The sequence below is a fragment of the Pelatocladus sp. BLCC-F211 genome, assembly GCF_041928655.1.
Lineage (GTDB): Bacteria > Cyanobacteriota > Cyanobacteriia > Cyanobacteriales > Nostocaceae > Pelatocladus.
Genome location: NZ_JBHFLM010000219.1, coordinates 1 through 24,062 on the forward strand (window position 1 = coordinate 1; position 24,062 = coordinate 24,062).

The 24,062-nt window shown below is 42.2% G+C and carries 8 protein-coding genes and 1 pseudogene; 7 read left to right on the forward strand and 2 right to left on the reverse strand.

Annotation, left to right across the window (positions count from 1 at the left end; genetic code table 11):
* Positions 1-314: 314 nt before the first annotated feature.
* Both ACE1AT_RS26140 and ACE1AT_RS26145 read left to right on the forward strand, forming a co-directional pair.
* Positions 315-2,096 carry a fatty acyl-AMP ligase gene (locus ACE1AT_RS26140; protein WP_374873724.1) on the forward strand — a complete coding sequence of 594 codons (1,782 nt, stop codon included), beginning with the start codon at positions 315-317 and terminating at the stop codon, positions 2,094-2,096.
* Positions 2,097-2,198: 102 nt separating this feature from the next.
* Positions 2,199-3,695 (forward strand): acyl-CoA-binding protein, encoded by a 1,497-nt coding sequence (locus ACE1AT_RS26145; RefSeq protein WP_374873726.1) that lies wholly within the window; start codon positions 2,199-2,201, stop codon positions 3,693-3,695.
* Between the two features lie 312 nt (positions 3,696-4,007).
* Here ACE1AT_RS26145 and ACE1AT_RS26150 read toward each other — a convergent pair whose 3' ends face one another.
* Complete coding sequence (locus ACE1AT_RS26150; RefSeq protein ID WP_374873728.1) at positions 4,008-4,373, reverse strand: transposase; 366 nt, start codon at positions 4,371-4,373, stop codon at positions 4,008-4,010.
* 5 nt (positions 4,374-4,378) lie between these two features.
* Positions 4,379-4,447: pseudogene (locus ACE1AT_RS26155) on the reverse strand (hypothetical protein); the annotation flags it as partial.
* Between the two features lie 85 nt (positions 4,448-4,532).
* On the opposite strand from ACE1AT_RS26155, the gene ACE1AT_RS26160 reads away from it, so the two are divergent.
* From ACE1AT_RS26160 to ACE1AT_RS26180, 5 genes are read left to right on the forward strand one after another with little or no spacing between them, the layout of a single operon-like run.
* Positions 4,533-9,752 carry a beta-ketoacyl synthase N-terminal-like domain-containing protein gene (locus ACE1AT_RS26160; RefSeq protein ID WP_374873730.1) on the forward strand — a complete coding sequence of 1,740 codons (5,220 nt, stop codon included), beginning with the start codon at positions 4,533-4,535 and terminating at the stop codon, positions 9,750-9,752.
* A 1-nt stretch (position 9,753) separates the two neighbouring features.
* Positions 9,754-12,627, forward strand: a complete 2,874-nt coding sequence (locus ACE1AT_RS26165) for a type I polyketide synthase (protein WP_374873732.1) — start codon at positions 9,754-9,756, stop codon at positions 12,625-12,627.
* Complete coding sequence (locus ACE1AT_RS26170) at positions 12,624-15,494, forward strand: type I polyketide synthase (protein WP_374873734.1); 2,871 nt, start codon at positions 12,624-12,626, stop codon at positions 15,492-15,494. The genes ACE1AT_RS26165 and ACE1AT_RS26170 overlap by 4 nt, the downstream gene beginning before the upstream one ends.
* On the forward strand, positions 15,491-19,717 hold the full coding sequence (locus ACE1AT_RS26175; protein WP_374873736.1) for an amino acid adenylation domain-containing protein: 4,227 nt from the start codon (positions 15,491-15,493) through the stop codon (positions 19,715-19,717). The genes ACE1AT_RS26170 and ACE1AT_RS26175 overlap by 4 nt, the downstream gene beginning before the upstream one ends.
* A 23-nt stretch (positions 19,718-19,740) precedes the next feature.
* Positions 19,741-24,033 carry a thioester reductase domain-containing protein gene (locus tag ACE1AT_RS26180; protein ID WP_374873738.1) on the forward strand — a complete coding sequence of 1,431 codons (4,293 nt, stop codon included), beginning with the start codon at positions 19,741-19,743 and terminating at the stop codon, positions 24,031-24,033.
* Positions 24,034-24,062: the final 29 nt, after the last annotated feature.

Here is a 24,062-nt window from a genome sequence, read left to right on the forward strand (position 1 = left end):
TTGTTAAAAAAACCGTAACCCGACCACGGAAAAAACCATCGGTTGCTGTTTAATACCTAAGATTATTCATACTTTTGCTAAGTCTCTGATTAACTCAGCCCTGCTGGGTCTTTTTGCATGGCTTAGTCTAAACTCCAGAAAATCATTTTCATACATAAAATCAGCAACGCCTGGGGAAGAATTGTGTTTCTTTCATTCATAACGGGTTGCAATCGCTGCCACCGGGGCGATCTTAAGCAACTAGTATAAGGTCAAGTTCAAAAATGAACTTTTACGCACTTAATACAAGTGTTAACTGGAGGTACTGAACTGAAATGAATGAAAAAAGTTTTTCCACGTTAGTATCTGTCCTTCGCCACAGAAATCTAAATTGTGCCAATCAAGTTGCTTACACATTCTTACAAGATGGGGTAAGAGAAGCAGAGAGACTAACTTATCAACAATTAGATCGTCAGGCAAGAGCGATCGCTGCCTATCTTCAATCGTTTAGGTCTATTGGCGAACGGGCTTTGTTACTTTACCGACCGGGGCTAGAATTTGTTGCAGCTTTCTTCGGATGCCTATATGCTGGAGTTATAGCTGTTCCTGCTTATCCCCCTCAGCCCAATCGCTCAATATCCAGGCTCCAAGCAATTGTCGCAGATGCCCAAGCGACTTTTGCTCTCACAACCACATCGGTCTTAACCAGCCTAAAAAAGGAGTCTTTTTTAGAACCAGACTTAAACAAGTTAAACTGGTTTGCTACCGATCAAATTGACACTGACTTGGCCAATTCATGGCAAGAACCAGTGATAAGCAGTGACACCCTCGCTTTTCTCCAATATACGTCAGGTTCAACAGGGACACCGAAGGGAGTCATGGTAAGCCACGGCAATTTGCTACGCAATTGTTTGGACCTCGATTTAGGATGGCAGCATACAGCAGACAGCAGCATCCTCACTTGGCTGCCTACTTTCCATGATATGGGGCTAATATATGGAGTCATTGAACCTTTGTATAAACAAAGTCATTGCTACATGATGCCACCCATGTCCTTTCTTAAAAAACCAGTGCGTTGGCTAGAAGCAATTTCTAAGTACAAAGTGACTCATAGTGGTGCTCCTAATTTTGCCTATGAGCTTTGCTTGCGTAAGATTACGCCGGAACAACGAGCAAATCTAAACCTGAGCAGCTGGCGCATGGCTTTAAATGGTGCAGAACCAATTAGAGCTTCTGTTCTTAAGCGCTTTGCTGAAACATTCAAATCTTGTGGTTTTAATTTAACTGCTTTCTGTCCTGGTTATGGTCTTGCTGAAGCTACCTTAAAGGTAGCTGCTGTACGACAACAAGACACACCTATTTTCTATAGCGTTCAGACAGATGCATTGTTACAGAATCAGGTAAATAAGGTTAATTTACATGAACAGAAAGCACAAATTTTGGTTGGGTGTGGGCGTAGTGAGATTGATACTAAGATCGTCATTGTTCATCCTGAAACATTAACCAAATGTACATCTGTAGAAGTTGGAGAGATTTGGGTATCAGGTTCTAGCGTTGCTCAAGGCTACTGGGAGAAACCTCAGGAGACAAAGCAGACTTTTCAAGCTTATTTAGCAGAAACAGGTGAAGGACCATTTTTGCGTACAGGCGACTTAGGATTCTTGAAAGATGGTGAGTTGTTTGTTACAGGACGACTTAAGGATGTAGTCATTATCTGGGGTCGCAATTATTATCCCCAAGATATTGAACTGACAGTAGAAAAAAGCCATCTGGCATTACGACCTGGTTGTGGTGTAGCGTTTGCAATAGAGATAGAGAATCAAGAAAAATTGGTAGTTGTTCAGGAGATAGAGCGAAGTTATTTGCAAAATCTAGATATGGATGAAGTCGTTGGAAATATACGTCAGGCAGTCATGGCACAATATGATTTACCTATTTATGCCGTTGTATTAGTTAAACCTGGAAATGTTCCTAAAACTTCCAGTGGTAAACTTCAACGTCGTGAGTGCCGAGCTAAGTTTTTAAATGGAAATCTTGAGCTTGTGAATCCCATGAATAAAAATCAAAAATTCTCAAATAAAGCAGTTCATCAAAATGTTGGGATCACTCAAAGCTGATTCCCTTGAAATCAGTAAACAAGGAGAAGTTTTATGGTGAAGGACTTAAACCCACAAACCGTAAAACTGACAACTAAGAAACGTTAACAATTCCAGTAGTAAATGAACAAGAGGCAAAATAATATGTATCCACTTACCGAAGCGCAAGTCAAGCATTTTGAAGAAAAAGGGTGGGTTGGTCCCCTCAATCTCTTTTCTGAAGCAGAAATTCAATCTGTGAAAGAATGTCTGGAATTTAATAGTACTCTTAAAGAAGTAGATGGTCAACCTATGCTCATGTTCTACAATAATGTCATGAACATTAGTACATCTCGAGACCTTCATCTATTTCATAAACCAATCGCTGAGATGTTCCAAAATCCTAATTTAATTCGTGCATTAAACCAATTGGGTGAACCAGATCTACTATTTTGGCGCACAAATGTCTTTTGTAAAATGCCAGGTGAAGGTCAAATAAAATGGCACCAAGTCTACGATTCTTATAATCCGACTGGATACGACGATCAAAAGCAGACATTAGTCTATACCGAAGAGAAAGATTTTTTGAACTTAACAGTATGGATAGCTTTAGATGATGCTACCCTTGCAAACGGTTGTGTACATTTTGCCAACGGCACTCATAAGAAGAAATTTGACCGTTTGCAGGTTCCTGCGGAAGAAGGAATGTTTGCAGGAGTAAAAGTCCATAAAATGGTTTGGCAGGGGAGGAAGCCGTACTCAGAAGTTTTTGATTTCAATGAAAGTGAATGGGAAGTAGAGCCAGTACCAGCAAAGGCAGGGCAAGTCATTATCTTCACAGAACGAGTTATGCATTGTTCTCCTCCCAATAAATCTAACCAACGTCGCTTAGCTATTAACGCACGTTACATACATCCGAAGGTAAAGATTTATCCACATCGTTTGCAAGGCGATTTCATCGATGAAAATTTTCATAACATCCAAAGGCATTTCTGTATTCTTGTCTCTGGGCGTGATGATTATGAGATTAACTGTGTGAGAGAATGGAATGACTTAGACAAAACAGAAGTTGAATTTCAAACCATGACAAACTTAGTGCGTTTTAGTCATGTGGAGCTACCTAAAGGCAAGCAACAGATAGAAATTGAAAGTTTGTATCAACAAGCGACGATGGGTGATTGCTTAGAAGAGGAGCCCGATCCAATTTTGCACGCACGAAAATATATTCAATGGCAGGCTTGGAAACAACTTCAAGGAATAAGCTGTGCGAAAGTAATGGAACGGTATACCAAACTAGTAGCTGAACTGCCACGAAAGGATAATAAGGTTGCAACTCAGCAGGATAATAACAATAACGGTCATAGCAAGAATGCTCATTCCAATGGAGCACTTCCCAAAACAGCAGAAGTTCAAGCTTGGTTAGTTTCTTATCTAGCTGAACTCTTAAAACGCCAGCCAGATCAGATTGATGTTAAGGTTCCTTTTGATCGTTATGGTTTGGGGTCTCTAGATGCAACAAATTTAATTGGTGATTTAGAAGATTGGCTGGAAAAAGAACTGCCACCTACTCTACTGTTTAACTACCCAACTATTGAGGCTTTAGCTGCCCATTTAGCCGAGAAATCGATAGTTGCGGTGTAAACACCTGAACAGGATTGACAGATAAAAGTTAACTGTTGAGACTGGGTGTTACTCCTTTTTCGCTCGAAGATTATCTAAATAGGGCTTGCTGAATGGGTATAAAACTCTTATATTCCAAGGTTTTGAGGCTGTCATTGAAGGAAAAGGTGCAAGGAAATAGGGATATCAAGCTTAAAAACCTTGCATTTCTCATTTTTTCTGGGATCAAAAATGGGAAAAATAGGTACGAAACTGTTCCCTGTTAAGAGTTCCCTGTTCCCTACCCTCACCAAAGGATTTTTTCAGCAAGCCCTAAATAAACCTGAGTTTGAGTTAAGCTGTTTGAGATAAAAGCCACTCCATCTGAAGGCTGGACTTCTTAGGTTGATGGCAGTAAGCAATTAATCCGCAAAGAACGTTAACGCAGAAATTAACAGTCCTTCGGTGTCTAGAATGCTCAATCTGAGAAATATTCTTGAGTTGATCGTTAATTGTCTCAATAATTGAACGTTTACGCGACAAAAGCTTGTCATGGAGAAGCATGAGCTTATTTTTCATGTTGCGACGGGGTTTGGCAAAAAATTGGATTCCAAACTCTTCCAACAGTTGAGAAGCAAGTTTTTCGGAAACATAGCCGCGATCGCCTGCATATTTTTCCGAAAAGACCACACAGTAAATCGAGAATTGGTTTACGGTCATCAATATTACCAGGAGTCAAAGTCACATTTATAAAGTTGACCAAGCTCATTGACTACAATGTGAAGTTTAAAACCAAAGAACCAATCGACAGAAGTTTTTCCACGAGCGGCTAAACCTTAGCATATAAAAACAAAGATAGAAAGAATTGGGAGTGTTAAATTGGAATCTATAGCAATTGTAGGCATTGGTTGCCGTTTTCCCAAAACCAACAATCCAAAAAGCTTCTGGCATTTGTTGCGGAATGGTGTAGATGCTATCACTGAAGTGCCATCAGATCGATGGGATATCGATGCCTTTTACGATCCAGATCCCCTTAAACCAGGGAAAATGAACACTCGCTGGGGTGGCTTTTTAGAACAAGTGTCTCAATTCGATGCCAATTTCTTTGGAATTTCCCCTCGAGAGGCGGAGCGAATGGATCCCCAGCATAGACTAGTCATGGAAGTAGCATGGGAAGCATTGGAAAATGCTGGTCTGTTACCAGGTACGCTAGCAGGAACTCAAACAGGAGTGTTCATTGGGATTGGCAATTATGACTATGGCCTGCTTTTACGTAAAAATTTATCTCGTGCAAATGCCTATGACGGGATTGGCAGTTCTTTTAGCATTGCTCCCAATCGCTTATCCTATCTACTAAATCTGCGTGGACCTAGTGTAGCTATAGACACTGCTTGCTCCTCATCTTTAGTCGCATTGCACTATGCTTGCCAAAGTCTGGAAAGGTTAGAATGCAATCTTTGCCTTGCAGGAGGGGTTAACTTAATCCTTACTCCAGAGCTAACAGTTGCTCTTTCTCAAGCCAAAATGATGGCTGCTGATGGACACTGTAAAGCCTTTGATGCTAAGGCTGACGGTTATGCTAGGGGGGAAGGATGCGGTGTAGTAGTCCTCAAACGTCTTTCAGATGCGCTGCGGGATAGAGACAGAATTCATGCACTTATCAGAGGCTCAGCCATTAACCAAGATGGAATGAGCAATGGGCTTACAGCCCCGAATGGACTCTCTCAGCAGGCAGTCATTCGCCAAGCTCTAGAAAATGCAAACGTGCAACCAGCACAGATCAGCTATGTGGAAACTCATGGCACTGGCACTCTCTTAGGAGATCCAATCGAGATTGAATCTCTACAAGCAGAGTTGATGCCAGGTCGTTCGCTAAACCAGCCTTGTTGGATTGGTTCAGTTAAAACTAATATTGGTCATTTGGAATCTGCTGCTGGGATAGCTGGCTTAATTAAAGTGATATTATCTTTGCAGTATAAGCAAATTCCCTCCAACCTACATCTGAAACAGCTCAACCCGTATATTTCTTTGGCAGGGACACCCTTTTCCATCCCTACGGAATGTGTGCCTTGGTCTGTTGGTACAGAGCCCCGTCTAGCTGGAGTCAGCTCTTTTGGTATTGGCGGAACTAACTGCCATGTCATTCTGGAAGAAGCGCCCTTGCCTATTATACAAGATAATGACATTGAACGCCCTCTGCACCTTCTTACTCTTTCGGCAAAAACTGAGGATGCTCTCAGAGAACTAGCGCGACGTTATGGAGATTTCTTAGTGTCTCATCCTGAGTCATTGCTGGCAGATGTTTGTTTTACAGCAAATGCGGGGCGATCGCACTTTGAGCATCGTCTGGCTGTTGTGGCTGAATCTACCTTGCAATTGCACGAGAAACTCAGTCTTTATGCTGCTGGTCAACAACCTAGTGGACTCGTAAATGGTGACATACAGAGCAAAAAACGTCTGAAGATAGCATTTTTATTCTCTGGTCAGGGTTCACAGTATGCCTGCATGGGTCGTCAGCTCTATCAAACTCATCCAACCTTCCGCAAGGTGTTAGACGACTGTGATCGAATTTTACATCCTTACTTAAAATCTTCATTACTCTCGGTTCTTGATCCTACACCTGATGCACCCCAGTTACTGCATAACACAGAGTATACACAACCAGCATTGTTTGCCCTTGAATATGCTTTAGCCGAGCTTTGGCGTTCTTGGGGAATTGTACCTGATATGGTCATGGGTCATAGCGTTGGAGAATATGTGGCTGCCTGTGTAGCAGGGATTTTTAGTTTTGAAGATGCACTTAAACTCATTGCTGAACGGGGACGATTGATGCAGTCATTGCCACAAGACGGTATCATGGCAGCAGTGTTTGCCGATGTAACCAAAGTTGCAGGGGTAGTCGCTACTTATGCAAAGACAGTGGCGATCGCCGGAGTGAATGGTCCACATAATACTGTCATTTCAGGGACACGAACTGATGTTGAGGCAATTTTGCACCAGCTAGAAGTTACAGGCATAAAAAGCATACTGCTAAAGGTATCGCAAGCTTTTCATTCGCCAGCAGTTGAGCCTATACTCGCTGATTTTGCTCAGGTAGCAAATCAAATAAAATATAATATACCACAAATACCTCTCATTTCAAATCTGACTGGTCATCTGGCAACGGAAGTGATCGCAACACCTGAGTACTGGTGTCGCCATGCACGAGCGCCCGTTCAGTTTGCTCCAGCTATAAAAACGTTACATGACTTGGGCATACAAATCTTTATTGAAATTGGTCCCAATCCAATTCTTGTAGGAATGGGAAGTCAGTGTCTTCCTGAAGGAAGTAGCACTTGGCTACCTTCATTACGCCAAAATATTGAAGATTGGCAACAGCTTCTAAACAGTCTAGGCAATCTCTATGCTCGAGGAGCTGACATTAACTGGCTAGAATTTGACCGTGATTACCACCGTTCTCGGCTTTCATCCCTACCAAACTATCCCTTCCAGCGCAAACGGTACTGGGTTGAAGAAACTTTAGAAAAATCTCCTCAGCTACAGCCTCCGTTACACCTTTGGGATTCTCTAGTAGAAGCAGGTCGCCATCAAAGCCACAAAGGAGTTTCAGAATATAGCCTTCCGACTCGCTTTGAACAGAACCAGTCTATGCACAAATTGTGCATCACTTATATTAATTTAGCACTAAAGAATTTAGGAGCTTTTCATCAAATCGAGGCTTATACCCTTGATGATTTAATGCACCAATTTTCCATCCGACCCTGCTATCAACAGTTGGTTTCCCGATGGTTAGAGATAATGGTAGAAAATGGGGAGTTGCAAAAAAAAGGAGATTATTTTACCGACCTTTTACCCATTTCATTTGATAATGACAGTATCGAAAGTTTGCTTAAAGAGGTTAAAAAGCAGTGGGAGGGTACACCTGAACTGGTTGAACTCATCCAGCGTTGTGGCGAGCATTTAGCAGAAATCTTAACTGGTAAAGAAGAGATTAGAGCTTTGCTTTTTCCTGGCGGTTCTTTGGACACGATGGAAAAGCTTTACCGAGACACTCAATTTTCTAGCTACTACAATGCGATCGCGAAAGAAGTTCTACAAACAGTTGTCAAGACTTTAGCGCCTGATACCAACCTTAGGATCATAGAGATTGGAGCCGGAACAGGTGGAACAACCTCATGGTTATTACCAGTTTTGCCAGAGCATCGAACTACATACACCTTCACTGATATTAGTACGCTGTTTTTGAATAAAGCCACCAAGAAGTTTCGCAAATATCCATTTCTTCAGTGCAGTTTACTAGATATCGAACAGTCACCCCAAGACCAAGGTTACAAAAGCCACAGTTATGACTTAGTTGTAGCAGCAAATGTCCTTCACGCCACGCGCAACCTTGAACAAACACTACAAAATCTTCAATCTCTCCTGGCTCCTGGTGGGCTGTTGCTAGTTTGGGAAGTGACTCAACCCCTGTTGTGGTTCGATGTGGCTTTTGGGGCTCTCGTACAGCCAATTGAGGATAAACAATTACGCCAAAACCAGCCATTTATCTCAGTAGAACAATGGCAACAACTGCTTCAATCTCAAGGATTTGTCAAGGTAGAATCGTTCCCTGAATCTGGTTTTGAGGCTGAAGTTTTGGGGCAACATATTTTGATCGCGCAAGCACCCATCTCTGCAACACTATCATTTCCTGCTGCATTCATGGTACAAATGAATGCAGGCTCTGCTCAAAAAGCTTTTAGAAAAAACCTAATTTCGCCAGCAACAGATTTAGAGACAGCAATTCATCCTTTACTGGGTTACAAACTGCGTTCAGCACTTTCAAACGTCCAATTTGAGTCTCATTTAACAAATAATTCACTTCTCTTACTCAAAGATTTCCCAGCTTCTGGTAAAGTGGTGTTACCAGCAACAGCCCAATTAGAGATAAATTTGGCTGCGCTTATGGAAGTCTTTGGCTCAGGGGCAAAAACTCTAAAAAATATTGCTTTCAAAGAAGATCTTAGTTTACCAGAAGAAGAAACCAAAGTCGTCCAATCAATCCTCAGCCCCACTGGCACAGAAAAATGTGAGTTTCAAATCTACAGTTTACTAACTACAGCCGAGGAAAGAGAAGCATCTTGGACTTTACATTTTACAGGAGAGTTCTGTAACTCATTTCAAGTAAGCACAGAGGAACAGCCACTGACAATCTCCATTGAAGAAATTCAGGCACGTTGCCCAAACAAGGTATCTGACATTGAGTTCTACCAAACCTATTTCAAGCGCGCTTTGCAGTACGAAGAGACTTACCAAGGAATAGAAGCTTTATGGCGGCGGGATGAGGAGGTTTTAGCACAACTGCGGCTACCATCAGAATTAGCAGCAACAGTAGACAACTACTACATACACCCAGCGCTGCTTGATGCTTGCATTCAAATTGTTGGAACGAGCCTGCCAACTCAAAAAACCCATAACACTCCTGAAAATGGCTATGCTCCTGTAAATATTGATACTTTACAATTTTATCATAAACCAGGAACAAAGATTTGGAGCTATGTGATTCTGCGATCCGTTGAAACCTTAGATCAAGAAATAGTAACCGCAAATTTACATATATTTAATGAAAATCAGGAGATTGCAGTATCAGTCATTGGTCTGCATTTACAGCCTGTACGTGCCCAGAAGTCTGAACTTGTCCGTCAATTAGAAACAGCTTTGCCAGGGCATCGTCAAAAAATTCTAACTAACTTCATTTGCAATGAGGTGGCAAAAGTACTTAACTTAGATGCACCTAATGAAATTAGTGTCCATAAAGGTTGGTTTGAAATGGGGATGGATTCCCTAACAGCAATTGAGTTTAAGAGTCGTCTTGAATTGAGCGTAGGTCAACGTTTACCTTCAACTTTGGCCTTTGACTATCCCAACACTGAAGCGTTAACTTGTTATCTCATTGAGAACGTATTTGCTTGGGAATTCTCTAAAGTCCGTCTCCTTGAATCAGAGAACGTTAATACCGACCAGCAAAACATAGAATTTGCAGATATTGAACAGCTTTCCGAAGATGAATTAGTGACATTACTTGCTGAAGAATTAACTCATCCTACTGAAGTCAATTGAGATGAATACACTCCCCGAAATTCCCGATCGCCAATCTGTGCTGAAAAATGCTCTGCTTGAGATCAAAGCTCTACGTGCTAAACTTAAGACCATTGAGGACTCCCGTAAAGAGCCAATCGCTATCATCGGGATGAGTTGTCGATTTCCAGGTGGAGCTAATAATCCAGAAGAGTTTTGGCAATTGCTCCGCAATGGAGTAGACGCAATTGGCCCTGTGCCAGCAAACCGATGGGATGTTGAAGCTTTCTACGATCCAAAACCAGAGACCCCTGGTAAAACTTATATGCGGTGGGGTGCTTTTTTAGACGAGGTAGATACTTTCGATGCTTCATTCTTTAACATTTCTCCCCGCGAAGCAGTTGGCATTGATCCTCAGCAACGATTCCTGTTAGAAGTCAGCTGGGAAGCTTTAGAAAATGCAGGTGTGGCACCCAAGCAGGTATTCGGCAGTCAAACAGGAGTGTTTGTCGGAATTTGCGCTAATGACTACACTTATCTGCAAATGCGGAGAGACTATTTTGAAAGCATTGACGCTTACCGGGCTACAGGAAATGCTCTTAGCGTTGCTTCTGGTCGTCTATCCTATAGCTTTGGGTTGAAAGGGCCAAGCTTATCAGTTGACACAGCCTGTTCCTCATCTCTAGTGGCTCTTCATTTAGCCTGCCAAAGCTTGCGAACTGGTGAATCAAATTTGGTTTTAGCAGGCAGTGTTAACTTAATTTTGTCGCCTTATGCTAGTATTGCTTTTGCTAAATCTCGGATGTTAGCCAGTGATGGTCGTTGTAAAACTTTTGATGCTGCTGCCAATGGCTTTACTAGAGGAGAGGGTTGTGGCGTAGTCGTGCTGAAACGCCTTTCGGATGCAATCCGGGACAAGGACAACATAGTAGCAATGATCCGAGAGACAGCTATTAATCAAGACGGAGCAAGTAGCGGTCTCACTGTTCCTAATGGACCTTCTCAACAGGCTGTTATCCGTCAAGCATTAGCAAATGCCGATATGACCCCGGATCTGATTGATTACGTAGAAGCTCATGGCACAGGCACTGCTTTGGGAGACCCTATCGAAGTGCAGGCTTTGGGGGAAGTATTCAAAGACCCTTCCCGCGATTGTCCCTTGCTTATTGGCTCAGTCAAAACCAATATTGGTCATTTGGAAGCTTCCGCTGGGATGGCAGGTTTGATGAAAGTCGTTTTGTCCTTACAGCACAAAGAACTACCTCCTCATTTACACCTTAAAGAACTCACTCCTCAAGTTGCGTGGGCAAATCTCCCCTTAGAGGTTTCAACCAAGTTGATGCCGTGGCCAGATCGGGGCAGACAACGCTATGCTGGGTTAAGTTCATTCGGATTTAGCGGCACGAATGCTCATGTGATTTTTGAGGAAGCCCCAATCCAAGAGCGTCTGCCTGCGGAAGTACAGCGCCCCCTTCATATCCTAACGTTGTCTGCTAAAAGCCCACAGGCTCTTAAACAATTAGCAAGCCGATTTGAAAAACACTTCGTTACTCACCCTTCTCAACAGTTCGAGGATGTCTGCTTTACTGCCAATACCGGACGTAATCATTTTTCCTGCCGCCTGTCTATCGTATCTGATTCATTAAGTCATACGCAAGCTGAATTAGCAGCATTTGTTACAGAAGAAAAATTTTCTGGAACAGTGCGGTTTCGTAAGCAGACAGAGAATCGGGCAAAAATTGCATTTTTGTTCACGGGTCAAGGTTCTCAGTACTTTGAAATGGGTTGTCATCTTTATAACACTCAATTGACATTTCGGAAAGTTCTTGATCAATGTAACGAAATCCTCAGCCCTTATCTTCAGCAGTCGTTACTCTCAGTGCTCTATTCTGCATCTAAAACGACACCATTGTTACACGAAACACAGTATGCACAACCAGCGTTATTTGCCTTGGAGTATGCCTTAAGCGAACTTTGGCGCTCATGGGGAGTTGTTCCTGAGGCAGTGATGGGTCATAGCGTTGGGGAGTATGTAGCGGCTTGCATAGCGGGAGTATTCAGTTTAGAAGATGGCTTAAAGTTAATTGCACAACGGGGACGATTAATGCAATCTTTGCCCCGAAATGGAATGATGGCAGCTACGCAAACTGATAAAGCCAAGGTGATGAAAGCACTTGCTTCATACAAAGGTTTGGTCTCTATCGCTGCAATTAACAGTCCTCAGCAAACTGTGATTTCCGGAGAATTTGCTGCAATGCAAGCAGTTATTGATGATTTGCGAGGGCAGCAAATTGCTGTCCAACCTTTGGAAGTTTCTCACGCTTTCCATTCTCCGCTCACGGAGACCATACTCAATGAGTTCCGACAAATTGCACAAAAAGTCAACTTCAGCGCCCCACAAATTTCTTTAGTTTCCAACCTCACAGGTCAGATTTTAGAACCTGGAAAGATTCTAGATGCTGAGTACTGGTGCGAGCATATTTGCAAGCCCGTCCAGTTTCTGGCTGGAATTCAATCACTAGCTGCAAACAACTATAAACTATTTGTCGAAGTAGGAGCAAACCCCACTCTCTCAAAATTAGGTAGGCAGTGCTTATCACAAGACGATGAAATTTGGTTGCCTTCTCTTGCACAAGGTCAAAATGACTGGCAAGTTCTACTAAAGAGTTTGAGTACTCTGTACTGTGAAGGTCAGGACATAGATTGGGTTGAATTTGATCGTGGTTATCCTCGTTACCGTCTTCCATTACCGACTTACCCTTTTGAAAGAGAGCACTACTGGTTTGAAGAATCACCTTCATCCCAATTCTACCCCTCTACCATTAAAAGCTCTTTCAATAAGAAGTCCAATCCCCGTATTCATCCTTTACTAGGACGGCATATATCCACTTTTGTTTCAACAGAAGGTGAAAAATGACAACATCCATAGTTATCCCCGAAATTAAATTTGAAGCTCAAATCAGTACATCCCATCACCCTTATTTGCAAGATCATCGAGTTCGCGGAAAGATCATTTTCCCGCTGACTGGTTATATAGAAATGGCCTTGGCAGCAGCATCAGAAATCTTTTACACAGTCAATCCTGTTGTTACAAAAATTGAGGTTAAAGAAGCGCTGGTTCTATCAGAAACAGAAACGCGTACTATTAAGTTAGTTATTTCTCCTCAAAGCTCTTCTAGACAAACGACTTTTGAGATTTTGAGTCAACATTGTGATTTTGATCGCCAGTTCAACCAGTGGACATTACACGTTAAGGGAGAGATCGCCGACAGCTTTACGACTGGTAACTCTTTGTTTGTGTCGTTAGCGTCCCTTGCAGATATCCAAGACCGCTGCTCTCAACCAATATCTTCTGCTAAGTTTTATGAAAGTTTACGTAGTCGGGGTATGGAGCATGGTCCTAGCTTTCAAGGAACCCAACAACTTTATTGTGGTGAAGGCGAAGCATTGGGTAAAATCCAGCTTCCTCCACTGCTAGAGGAAGAAGCAAATTTTTATCAAATCCACCCTGCTCTCCTTGATGCTTGTATTCAGGTTTTAGCACTTGCTCTCCCCTCAAATAGTTCCCCATTAGTGAGTGGTGTTACATATTTACCAAGCTATTTGGAAAAAGTGTGCATTTATCGTCCTGTTAGTATTCGAGTGTGGAGCTATGCTTGCCTTCGTCCAAATGTAGAAGCAAATCCAGATGCTTTTGAGGGAGATGTTTACTTATTTAATGAATTTGGAGAGGTCATTGTAGAAATTTTGGGTTTGCGGTTACAGCGATTTGAGGGCCTTGTACAAAATGCTGTTCCAAGCCATTTCAAGGATTGGCTGTATCAATTACAGTGGAAACCCAAACCAAAAACGACTCCAGAAAAGTCTATAAAGTCACTTGCAAGCGATCGCCCAGGCAAATGGTTAATTTTTGCAGAGAAGAACAGCGCTCTTGCTCAAGAATTAGCTATTTTATTGCAAGATCGAGGTCAAACCTGCACAATTGTTTCTCCTAGCGAAAGCTATGGCATTTCTTCAGAAAACCAACAAGCTTGGATGAATCCAGAGCGTTTTGAAGATTATCAGCAACTGCTCAATGATGTTTGTGGCGATCGCCAACAACCCTACGGAGTAGTTTATCTCTGGAGTTTAATCGCCGAAACCGCAACAAAAACCTCTGTCGCTTCATTAACAGCATCTCAAACGTTAGGATGTCAAAGTGTACTTTTGTTTTTACAAGCCTTAAGTACTATTGAATGGAAGTATGCACCTAAAATATGGCTAACTACCCGTGGTGCTCAACCAGTGACGGCAAAACTCACCGACATGAATGTAGCGCAATCACTTCTGTGGGGAATGGGTAAAGTCGTTGCCCTAGAGCATCCTGAATGGTTTGGTGGTTTAGTCGATTTAGATCCTGAAGCACCTGTGGAAGAAAGCTCTAGCTTATTTCAAACCATTTGGCAACCAGACGAAGAAAAGCAACTTGCTTTTCGACAAGGGCAATGTTATGTACCCCGCTTAAGTCGTCAACAAAGCTTTGAGCAACCTGTACACTCGCTTCAATGGCGTACTGATGCGAGCTATCTCATTACTGGAGGACTTGGTGATTTGGGGCTTCAAGTTGCTCGTTGGATGGTGCAGCAAGGAGCCAAAAACATACTGTTATTAGGACGTACAAAACTTCCCCCAACCTCTCATTGGAATCAAGTTGAAACAAGTAACCATATAGCAAATCGAATCAAAGCGATTCAAGAGTTAGAGTTAATGGGGGCAAACGTGCTTTATGCTGCGGTGGACATTGCTAACGAAGCAGAGTTATCCTCCTTTTTCAAACAGATTCAGCAAGATGGTTTGCCGCCAATTCGTGGTATATTTCATACAGCTGCACAGTTGCATGACAGTACCTTACTCAAGCTTGACACTGCTGCATTTACAGAAGTTTTGCGTCCTAAGGTTTTAGGAGCTTGGCTTTTGCATAATCTACTAGCAGATGCAGACCTTGACTTTTTTGTAATGTTCTCTTCAGCTGCTTCCTTATTGGGTTCCCTAGGTCAAACCAATTATACTGCTGCTAATGCCTTTCTTGATGCTTTTTCCCACTATCGATCTGCTCAGGGTCTACCTGCACTCAGCATTAATTGGGGAGCTTGGGCTGAAGTTGGTATGGCAACTCGCACAAGCCAAGCTGGACACTTTGACCCACGAGCACTAGGCAGCATGACAAATCAGCAGGGGTTGGAAGTACTTCAATATCTTCTTCAACAACAGATACCTCAAGTTGGTGTATTACCTATTGATTGGTCACAGTGGCAGAAAGCGTATCCAAATTTGAATCAGTCACCATTAGTTGCTGAACTTTTCAGCAAAACGCTGGATCAATTAAAAACAACAGAATCGGAAGCCCTGATACAGGAAGCTATTCTGGCAGCCGCACCACAGGAACAGCTGTCTCTGCTAGAAGATTTTGTACACAAGCAAGTTGCTAAAGTCTTGAGAGTTTTGCCCTCTAAACTTGATGTTCATTTACCTCTCAATCAATGTGGCTTAGATTCTCTCATGGCGGTGGAATTGAAAAACAGCCTTGAGACCACTTTAGGAGTTGCAGTTCCTCTGGTAAATTTCATTGAAGGGAACAGTATTGCACAGCTTAGTGTACAGATACTCGATCAGTTATTGGCAACGCACCTTAAAATAAATGGGCAAATTCAGGCAGGAAAGATCCTTGCAGAAATCGATCAACTGTCAGATTCAGAAGTGAACGAGCTTCTTATGCAATTAACATCAGAAGAAGAAAAGCAATGAGTATTTCCCAAAAAAATACCGACGATCTGCCGTCAGAAGAAAAGCGTGTTCTATTGGCAAAACTGCTACATAAAAAAGTTGCAACAGAGCAGGCAGAATTAAGAAAGCCTACAGATAAATTGGCTACAATAATACCACGTCCCGAACAACGCCACCAGTCGTTTCCACTGACAGAGATTCAGCAGGCTTACTGGATTGGTCGCATGGGAGCTTTTAAGGGAGGAAATGTAGCCATCCATGCTTATGTGGAAATTGAAAGTAGCCACCTGGATTTGAGCTTACTGAATATTGCTTGGCAGCGCTTAGTTAACCGTCATGATATGTTACGAGCCATTGTGCTACCTGATGGACAACAACAAATTCTGGCGCAAGTTCCTCCCTATGAAATAAAAGTTTTCGATCTGCGGAAGCAAGATAGTGCTACAGTCGATGCTCACTTGTTAGCTACTCGCGATCGCCTATCCCATCAGTTATTACCTGCTGACCAATGGCCTTTATTTGAGCTTTGTGCTTCTCGCTTGGATGATCGCCTCATCCGACTCCATATAAGTGTCGATGCTTTAAACATCGATATTGGAAGTTTTATGATCCTCATCCGGGAATGGATACAGTTCTATCAGGATATAAATGTACAACTACCTCCACTAGAACTATCCTACCGAGACTATGTTCAGGCTTTAGAAGCTCTACGCGATTCACCTGTGTACCAGCAGTCACTAGAGTATTGGCGATCACGCCTAGTAAACCTTCCTTCAACCCCCGATTTACCCTTTGTTCAACTTTCTGAAGGTCTAGACTATTCTCAATTTCGTCGCTTAAGTGCTCAATTAGACAAAGAAACCTGGCATCGGCTTAAAACCAGAGCTAGCCAAGCAGGGCTGACCCCCTCTGGAATATTACTAGCTGCTTACGCCGAAGTCTTAACAAGATGGAGCAAGAGTCCCCGCTTTACCCTGAACGTAACACTGTTTAATCGCCTTCCCATTCACCCGCAAGTAAATAGTATCTTGGGTGACTTTACTTCAATTATTCTGCTAGAAATAGACAACTCAACAACAGATACATTTGCTATCTTTGCTCAGCGAATTCAGAAACAGCTTTGGAGCGATCTTGAGCACCGTTATGTTAGTGGGGTTCAAGTGTTACGAGAGCTTACTCAGTTTTGGGGTCAAACTGGTGAAGCCATTATGCCGATTGTGTTCACTAGTGCTCTCGACTCAATTGGCAGCACTCAAGGTCTGAATGCACTATCTCAGTTAGGAGAAAAAGTCTATAGCATTAGCCAAACGCCTCAAGTTTGGTTAGATCATCAAGTGTTTGAAGAAGATGGAGTACTCTTATTTAATTGGGATGCTGTTGAAGCTATTTTTCCTGAAGGTTTACTTCAAGATATGTTCGACGCCTACTGTCGGTTGCTTCAGCATTTAGCAAACGATTCTAACAGTTGGTCAGAAGTCAGTATTTGCTTAAATCCTCCCACGCAACTCGAACAGATAGCAGTCCTCAATAGTGTTAAGGCCGATATACCTCACGAACTGCTGCACACTTTGTTTACCCAACAGGTGAATCAACAACCCAGCCATGCGGCAGTGGTAACAACCACTTTAACTCTTACTTACAAGGAACTGGATCGCCGTTCCCAGCAATTGGGTTGGCAATTACGTCATTGGGGTGCTCGTCCCAATACCTTAGTAGCTGTAGTCATGGAGAAGGGATGGGAGCAAATTGTAGCAGTCCTTGGTATCCTCAAATCTGGTGCTGCTTATCTTCCAATTGATCCTAACATTCCGCAAGAGCGCCTGTGGTTTCTACTAGAAAATGGGGAAGTTGAGTTTGTACTGACTCAATCTTGGTTAAACAATAAGATGAATTGGCCAGATCGCATTCGACCGCTCTGCATAGAGATGGAAAACTGGGAGGATTTTAACGATCAACTGCTTGAACCCATACAAAACCCAGAGGATTTAGCCTACGTTATCTATACATCTGGCTCTACAGGTCTCCCTAAGGGAGTTATGATTGAGCATCGCAGTGTTGTTAACAGAATAACTGATATAAAGCAACGCTTTGATATCAGCGCTCAAGACCGAGTTTTTGCTTTAACATCTCTGCATCACGACCTATCTGTCTACGATATATTTGGTGTTCTCACGACTGGTGGGACTTTGATTTTACCTGATGCTGCGTCAGTTCGCGATCCGTCCCACTGGGTAAAATTAATGCGGCAGGAAAAAGTGACGCTTTGGAATTCAGTCCCAGCATTTATGCAAATGTTGGTAGAGCATTTGGAACATATTGCTAATCCTGACGACGTTTTACCCCATTCTCTACGCTTAGCTATTTTATCTGGGGATTGGATTCCGCTAACATTGCCAGACAGGCTGAGATCCCTAATCCATAATGTTCAGGTGATTGGTGCGGGAGGTCCCACGGAAACAACAATCTGGGATATTTGCTACCCGATAGGAACCATTGAGCCCACTTGGAAAAGTATTCCTTACGGTCGGCCCCTGACTAATGCTTGTTATCATATTTTGGATGAAAAATTAAATGTCTGCCCGACTTGGGTGCCTGGAGAACTTTATATTGGCGGTGCAGGGTTGGCGCGAGGTTACTGGCGAGATCAAAAAAAGACGGAGGAAAAATTTATTCACCATCCCCATACGGGAGAACGTTTGTACAAAAGCGGAGATCTCGGTTGTCGCCTCCCAGATGGTAGTATTCAGTTTCTGGGAAGGAAAGACTTCCAGGTCAAACTACGTGGTCTTCGGGTTGAACTCGGTGAGATTGAAATGGCTTTGCAACAGCATCCTGCTGTACAGACCGCTGTCGTTGCAATGGTAGGTACTCCTGGTAACGAGCGTTTGCTTGCGTATGTTGTTCCCAAACAACAGCAATCACAAGCCAATGATATGCAGAATTTACTAAAGCAGAAACTGCCAGGAGAGTTTGATCCAGGTCAGATCAAAGATATTCTCCTCAATCCCGTTGAGCGTTTAGAATTTAAACTTAAGCAAGCAGGACTAAGACGGGATCTCAATAAATCTTACGTCCATCTCTCAAAACCTGAACTTAATGAAGCTCTCAAATCCAAGTATACTCAACGTCGTAGTCATCGAGATTTTCTGGATAGCCCAATTTCCATTCAGGAGTTTAGCAAGTTCTTAAGCTGCCTTTATAATATAGAGATTGATGCTTTACCGAAGTATCAGTATGCCTCTGCCGGAAGTTTGTATCCAGTACAGACTTATCTCTACATCAAGCCTAACCGAGTCGAAGGACTGTCAGCAGGAGTATACTATTATCACCCGAAACAGCATTCCCTTTTTCTACTTTCGGAGAGTAATCTCATTGATGGAGATGTCCACACTCAGGCGAATCGCGGTGCTTTCGAGGGGTCAGCATTTTCAATTTTTCTAATCGGACAACTCAATGCGATCGCTCCTATGTACGGAGAACTATCCAAAGAATTTTGCTTGCTTGAAGCTGGTTACATGGCTCAACTACTGATGAGTGCAGCACCTGCTTATGAAATTGGTCTTTGCCCAATAGGAGGACTGAATTTTGAACGCATTCGCCATCTCTTTGGATTAGAAGAAAGCCATGTTTTGCTTCATTCTCTAGTAGGCGGTGTCATTGATCCGCAACCCACTCAAAAACAATCACTTAATGGGCAGTCGTCGCGTTTCGCAGATTCTCCTTCTCCCCAAAACCTCAACAGCAATGATTCATTATCAGCCGATTTACAGAACTTTCTTCGGGAAAAACTACCCAATTATATGGTACCTTCAAATGTAGTTTTTCTAGAATCTCTTCCGCTAACATCTAACGGCAAAGTTGACCGCAAATCTCTCCCTAAGCCAGGAGAATTCGACCTAGAGAAGAAGGTGGACTATGTAGCGCCAAGCACTAAAATTGAGCGGATTCTCATGGAAATCGTGCAGGAAGTGCTACAGGTAGAACGCGTTGGTATCCATGATCATTTCTTTGATTTAGGTGCAAACTCCATACATATCGTTCAGATCCACAATAAACTACAAAAGACCTTTAACAAAGATATTTCAGTCGTTGAAATCTTCCAATATTCTACGCTAATTTCCTTAGCGCAATTCTTGAGCCAGGAAATAGGGGAGCAGCAGACTTTACAAACCGCTGATAAAAGAGCTGAAGCTCGCAAAGGTGCTAGAAGTCAGCGTAAGAAATCCAGTCAAAAGCATGGGTAAATAAGATAATCAAGGGCATTTGCATGAATGAAACTACATCTGAACTATTTGATTATTCTAACGAGATAGCTATTATTGGCATATCTGGTCGTTTTCCTGGTGCTAAAAACATTGATGAATTTTGGCAAAATTTACGGGATGGTGTTGAATCAATTTCTTTTTTCTCCGAACAAGAACTTGAGTCGGCTGGCGTAGATCCCAGCGATTTAGCTGACCCTAGGTATGTTAAAGCAGCATCTATAGTTGCAGATACTGATTTGTTTGACGCCTCATTTTTTGGTTTTAGTCCTAGAGAAGCAGAAATTACAGATCCCCAGCATCGTCTCTTTTTAGATTGTGCTTGGGAAGCTCTTGAAAATGCAGGCTATGATTCTGAATCTTACGAGGGTTCTATTGGTATCTATGCAGGTACCAGTATGAGCAGCTACCTGCTGTTCAATCTCTATCCTAATCATGACCTGATAAAATCTGTAGGAAAACTCCAAACTATTATTGGTAACGATAAAGACTACTTGGTTACCCGTGTCTCCTACAAATTAAATTTAAAAGGGCCTAGTGTGAGTGTTCAGACAGCTTGCTCATCATCACTAGTAGCTGTTCATTTGGCTTCTCAAAGCTTGCTAAATCATGAGTGTGATATGGCTTTGGCTGGTGGTGTAAGAATAACCTCACCCTCTAAAGCCGGCTACTTTTATGAAAAAGGTTCGATTCTCTCTCCTGATGGACATTGCAAAGCATTTGATGCTGATGCACAAGGAACTATTTTTGGCAATGGTGTGGGGATTGTTGTGTTAAAGCGGCTAGCTGATGCGATCGCCAATAATGATTCGATTTATGCTATTATCAAAGGGTCAGCAGTCAATAACGACGGCTCTTTAAAAATCGGCTATACAGCCCCTAGTGTCGAAGGTCAAGCAAAAGTAGTTGCAGAAGCCCTTGCTGTTGCAGAGGTCGATCCAGAAACAATCTCCTATATCGAAGCACACGGGACAGGAACTCCCCTAGGAGATCCGATTGAATTATCAACTCTGACTCAGGTTTTTCGCGCTAGTACCGAAGCAAAACAATTTTGTGCTATTGGTTCAGTCAAAACTAATGTTGGTCACTTGGAGGCTACAGCTGGCATCACCAGCCTAATCAAGACCATTTTAATGCTGAACCATAAATTAATTCCACCCAATCTACACTTCCAGCAACCTAACCCTCGGATTGATTTTGCCAATAGTCCCTTTTATGTCAACATCACATTGAAAGACTGGAAAGTCAGCAAAGGTGCTCGACGGGCTGGGGTTAGTTCTTTCGGAATTGGCGGTACAAATGCACACCTCATACTCGAAGAAGCTCCAGTCATTCCTGAATCCTCCTCAAAATCAAGGCCCTGGAAACTTTTACTCCTTTCTGCTAAAACTAGCTCTGCACTCGATACTGCAACGAAGAATTTGGTTACACATTTAAAACAGCATCCCGAACTTAATCTTGCGGATGTAGCCTACACCTATCAAGTAGGTCGGCGAGCTTTCAATTATAGACGTATGCTAGTTTGCCAAAGTCTCAATGATGCGGTAAATGCTTTAGAGTCACTGAATCCAGAACGAGTTTCGACACTCTACCAAGAGCGCAAGCAATACCCCATCATATTTATGTTTCCAGGCCAAGGTTCACAGTATGTGAATATGGCACTGGAACTGTATGAGCATGAATCAACTTTTCGTCAACAAGTCGATATCTGTGCAGAACTACTCAAGCCTCATTTAGGTTTAGATCTACGCTGTTTGCTATATCCAAGTGCAAAGGAGAGCAAAACAGCAACGCATCAACTTTGTCAAACTTCCATAGCACAACCCGCACTTTTCGTCATCGAATTTGCTCTAGCCAAATTATGGATGGAGTGGGGCATACAACCCAAGGCAATGATTGGTCATAGTCTGGGCGAATATGTAGCAGCATGTTTGGCTGATGTTTTTAGCTTAGAAGATGCTTTAGCTTTAGTAGCTGCCCGTGGTCAGTTAATGCAGCAGTTACCGAGCGGAGCTATGCTTACTGTGGCACTTTCAGAAGAGGAAGTACTACCGCTACTAGGAAGTAAACTTTCTTTAGCTGCAAGTAATGCTCCAAATCTTTGTGTAGTTTCAGGACTTAAAGATGATATTGATAGGCTAGAGAGCCAGCTAATTAACGAAGGCGTTACTTGCCGTCACCTCTACGTTTCCCATGCTTTTCATTCTAGTAGCATGGACATGATTTTAGGAACATTTACTCAGTTGGTCAGTAAAGTAAAATTGCATCCTCCTAAAATCCCCTATATTTCTAATGTGACTGGTACCTGGATTACTACTACAGAGGCAACAGATCCTAATTATTGGAGCAAGCATCTACGGCAAACAGTACAGTTTATGAAAGGGATACGAGAGCTGACCGAAGCACAGAATAGCATCTTGTTAGAGGTTGGTCCAGGATCGACATTAAATGCACTAGCTAAGTTAACTTTAGAGAAATCGGCAGCGTCAGATGTACTGTGTTCGATGCGTCATCCCAATAATACGCAATCAGACATAGCATTTTTGCTAGGTACATTAGGTCAACTTTGGCTGCGAGCAATCAAAATCAATTGGTCTGCATTTTATGCTCACGAACAACATCGCCGCCTTCCATTACCAACTTATCCATTTGAGCGTCAGCGATATTGGGTTGACCCACCACTGGCTATTACTCAACACACTCAGCTTGAAACACAACAAAAAACAGAACATTTTCATTCAACAGAGATACCTCAAACTTTACTACATTCAAGACCCTGCTTACCAAATAATTATATTGCACCAACCAACGAAATTGAGCAAACAATAGCCCAAATCTGGCAAAAATTACTGGGGATTGAGCAAATAGGTATTCATGATAATTTCTTCGATTTAGGAGGTAATTCTTTGATAGCTACTCAGCTAACCTCTCAACTGCTGAGTGTTTTTGAAATTGAACTGCCCCAGCGATGCTTATTTGAAGCACCGACTGTGGCTAAATTAGCTGAAGTAGTTCAAACTATTCAGAGTCAAGACACAACTGCTGAATCAGTAATTTCTCCTATCGATCTTGAAAAAGAAGCTGTTTTAGATGCTACCATTAAACCTCAGGGAATTTTTGTTGAGCCAGTAACAACTAAGCTAGATAATTTTCTTTTGACTGGAGCGACAGGTTTTTTAGGAGCATTCCTACTGTATGAGATTCTGCAACAGACTGAAGCAAATGTTTACTGTTTAGTCCGCTCAAGTAATATTAAAGAAGGTAAGCAGAGAATTCAGAGAAATCTAGAATCTTATGAGCTTTGGCGACACGATTTTAGCCCTAGAATCATTCCAGTCATTGGTGATTTATCAAAATCATTTCTAGGGCTTTCATCGCAGGAATATCAAAAGATGGCAAACCAAATTGATGCCATTTACCATAATGGTGCAACTGTTAATTTTACTTCTCCATACAGCTTACTCAAATCAAGCAATGTTTTGGGAACTCAAGAAGTTCTGAGATTGGCTGCTCTAGTTAAGATAAAACCTGTACATTTCACCTCTACAATTGCTGTATTTGAATCAGTCACTTTTGCTGAATTTCAAGTGATTGGAGAAGAGTATGACCTCAACCGCGTTCAAGGTCTATTTAGAGGTTATGCCCAAAGCAAGTGGGTTGCCGAAAAATTTATCATGGAAGCAAATTGTAGAGGAATTCCTACTTCTATATATAGACCAGGAAATATAGCAGGTCATAGCCAAAAGGGCGTCGGTAACACAGATGATTTTATTTGGAGAATGATGAAAGGGTGTATCCAACTAGGTAGCGTCCCAGATGTAGATACCTTAGTAGATATAAGCCCTGTAGATTATGTAAGTAGTTCTATTGTTTATCTTTCAAGACAGAAAGATTCGCTAGGAAAAACATTTCATTTAGTCAATCCTTATCCTACCAAATGGAATGACATTGTTGATTGGATGAAATCTTTTGGTTATCCTCTTGAAAAGAAGTCATATAATCAGTGGCAACAAGAACTAGTCAAAAATATTCATCAATCTGAAAATAATGCTTTGTATCCACTAGCCTCTCTTTTCTTCGGAACTGGAAATACATCTCATCAGGAAGTATCTGAACAAATGAAAAGACCCAAACTTGATTGTCAAAATACTATGAGAGTTTTAGCAAATTCTCATATTTCCTGTCCCCCCGTAAATGGAGAGTTACTTGAAACTTATTTTTCCTATTTTATCCGCAGCGGGTTTCTCAATCCTCCATCTCCAATTGAGAACGACACACTTAGTTTCTCCATGAAGTGAAGTGTGTATTGAAGTGCAAATGTTTTTAA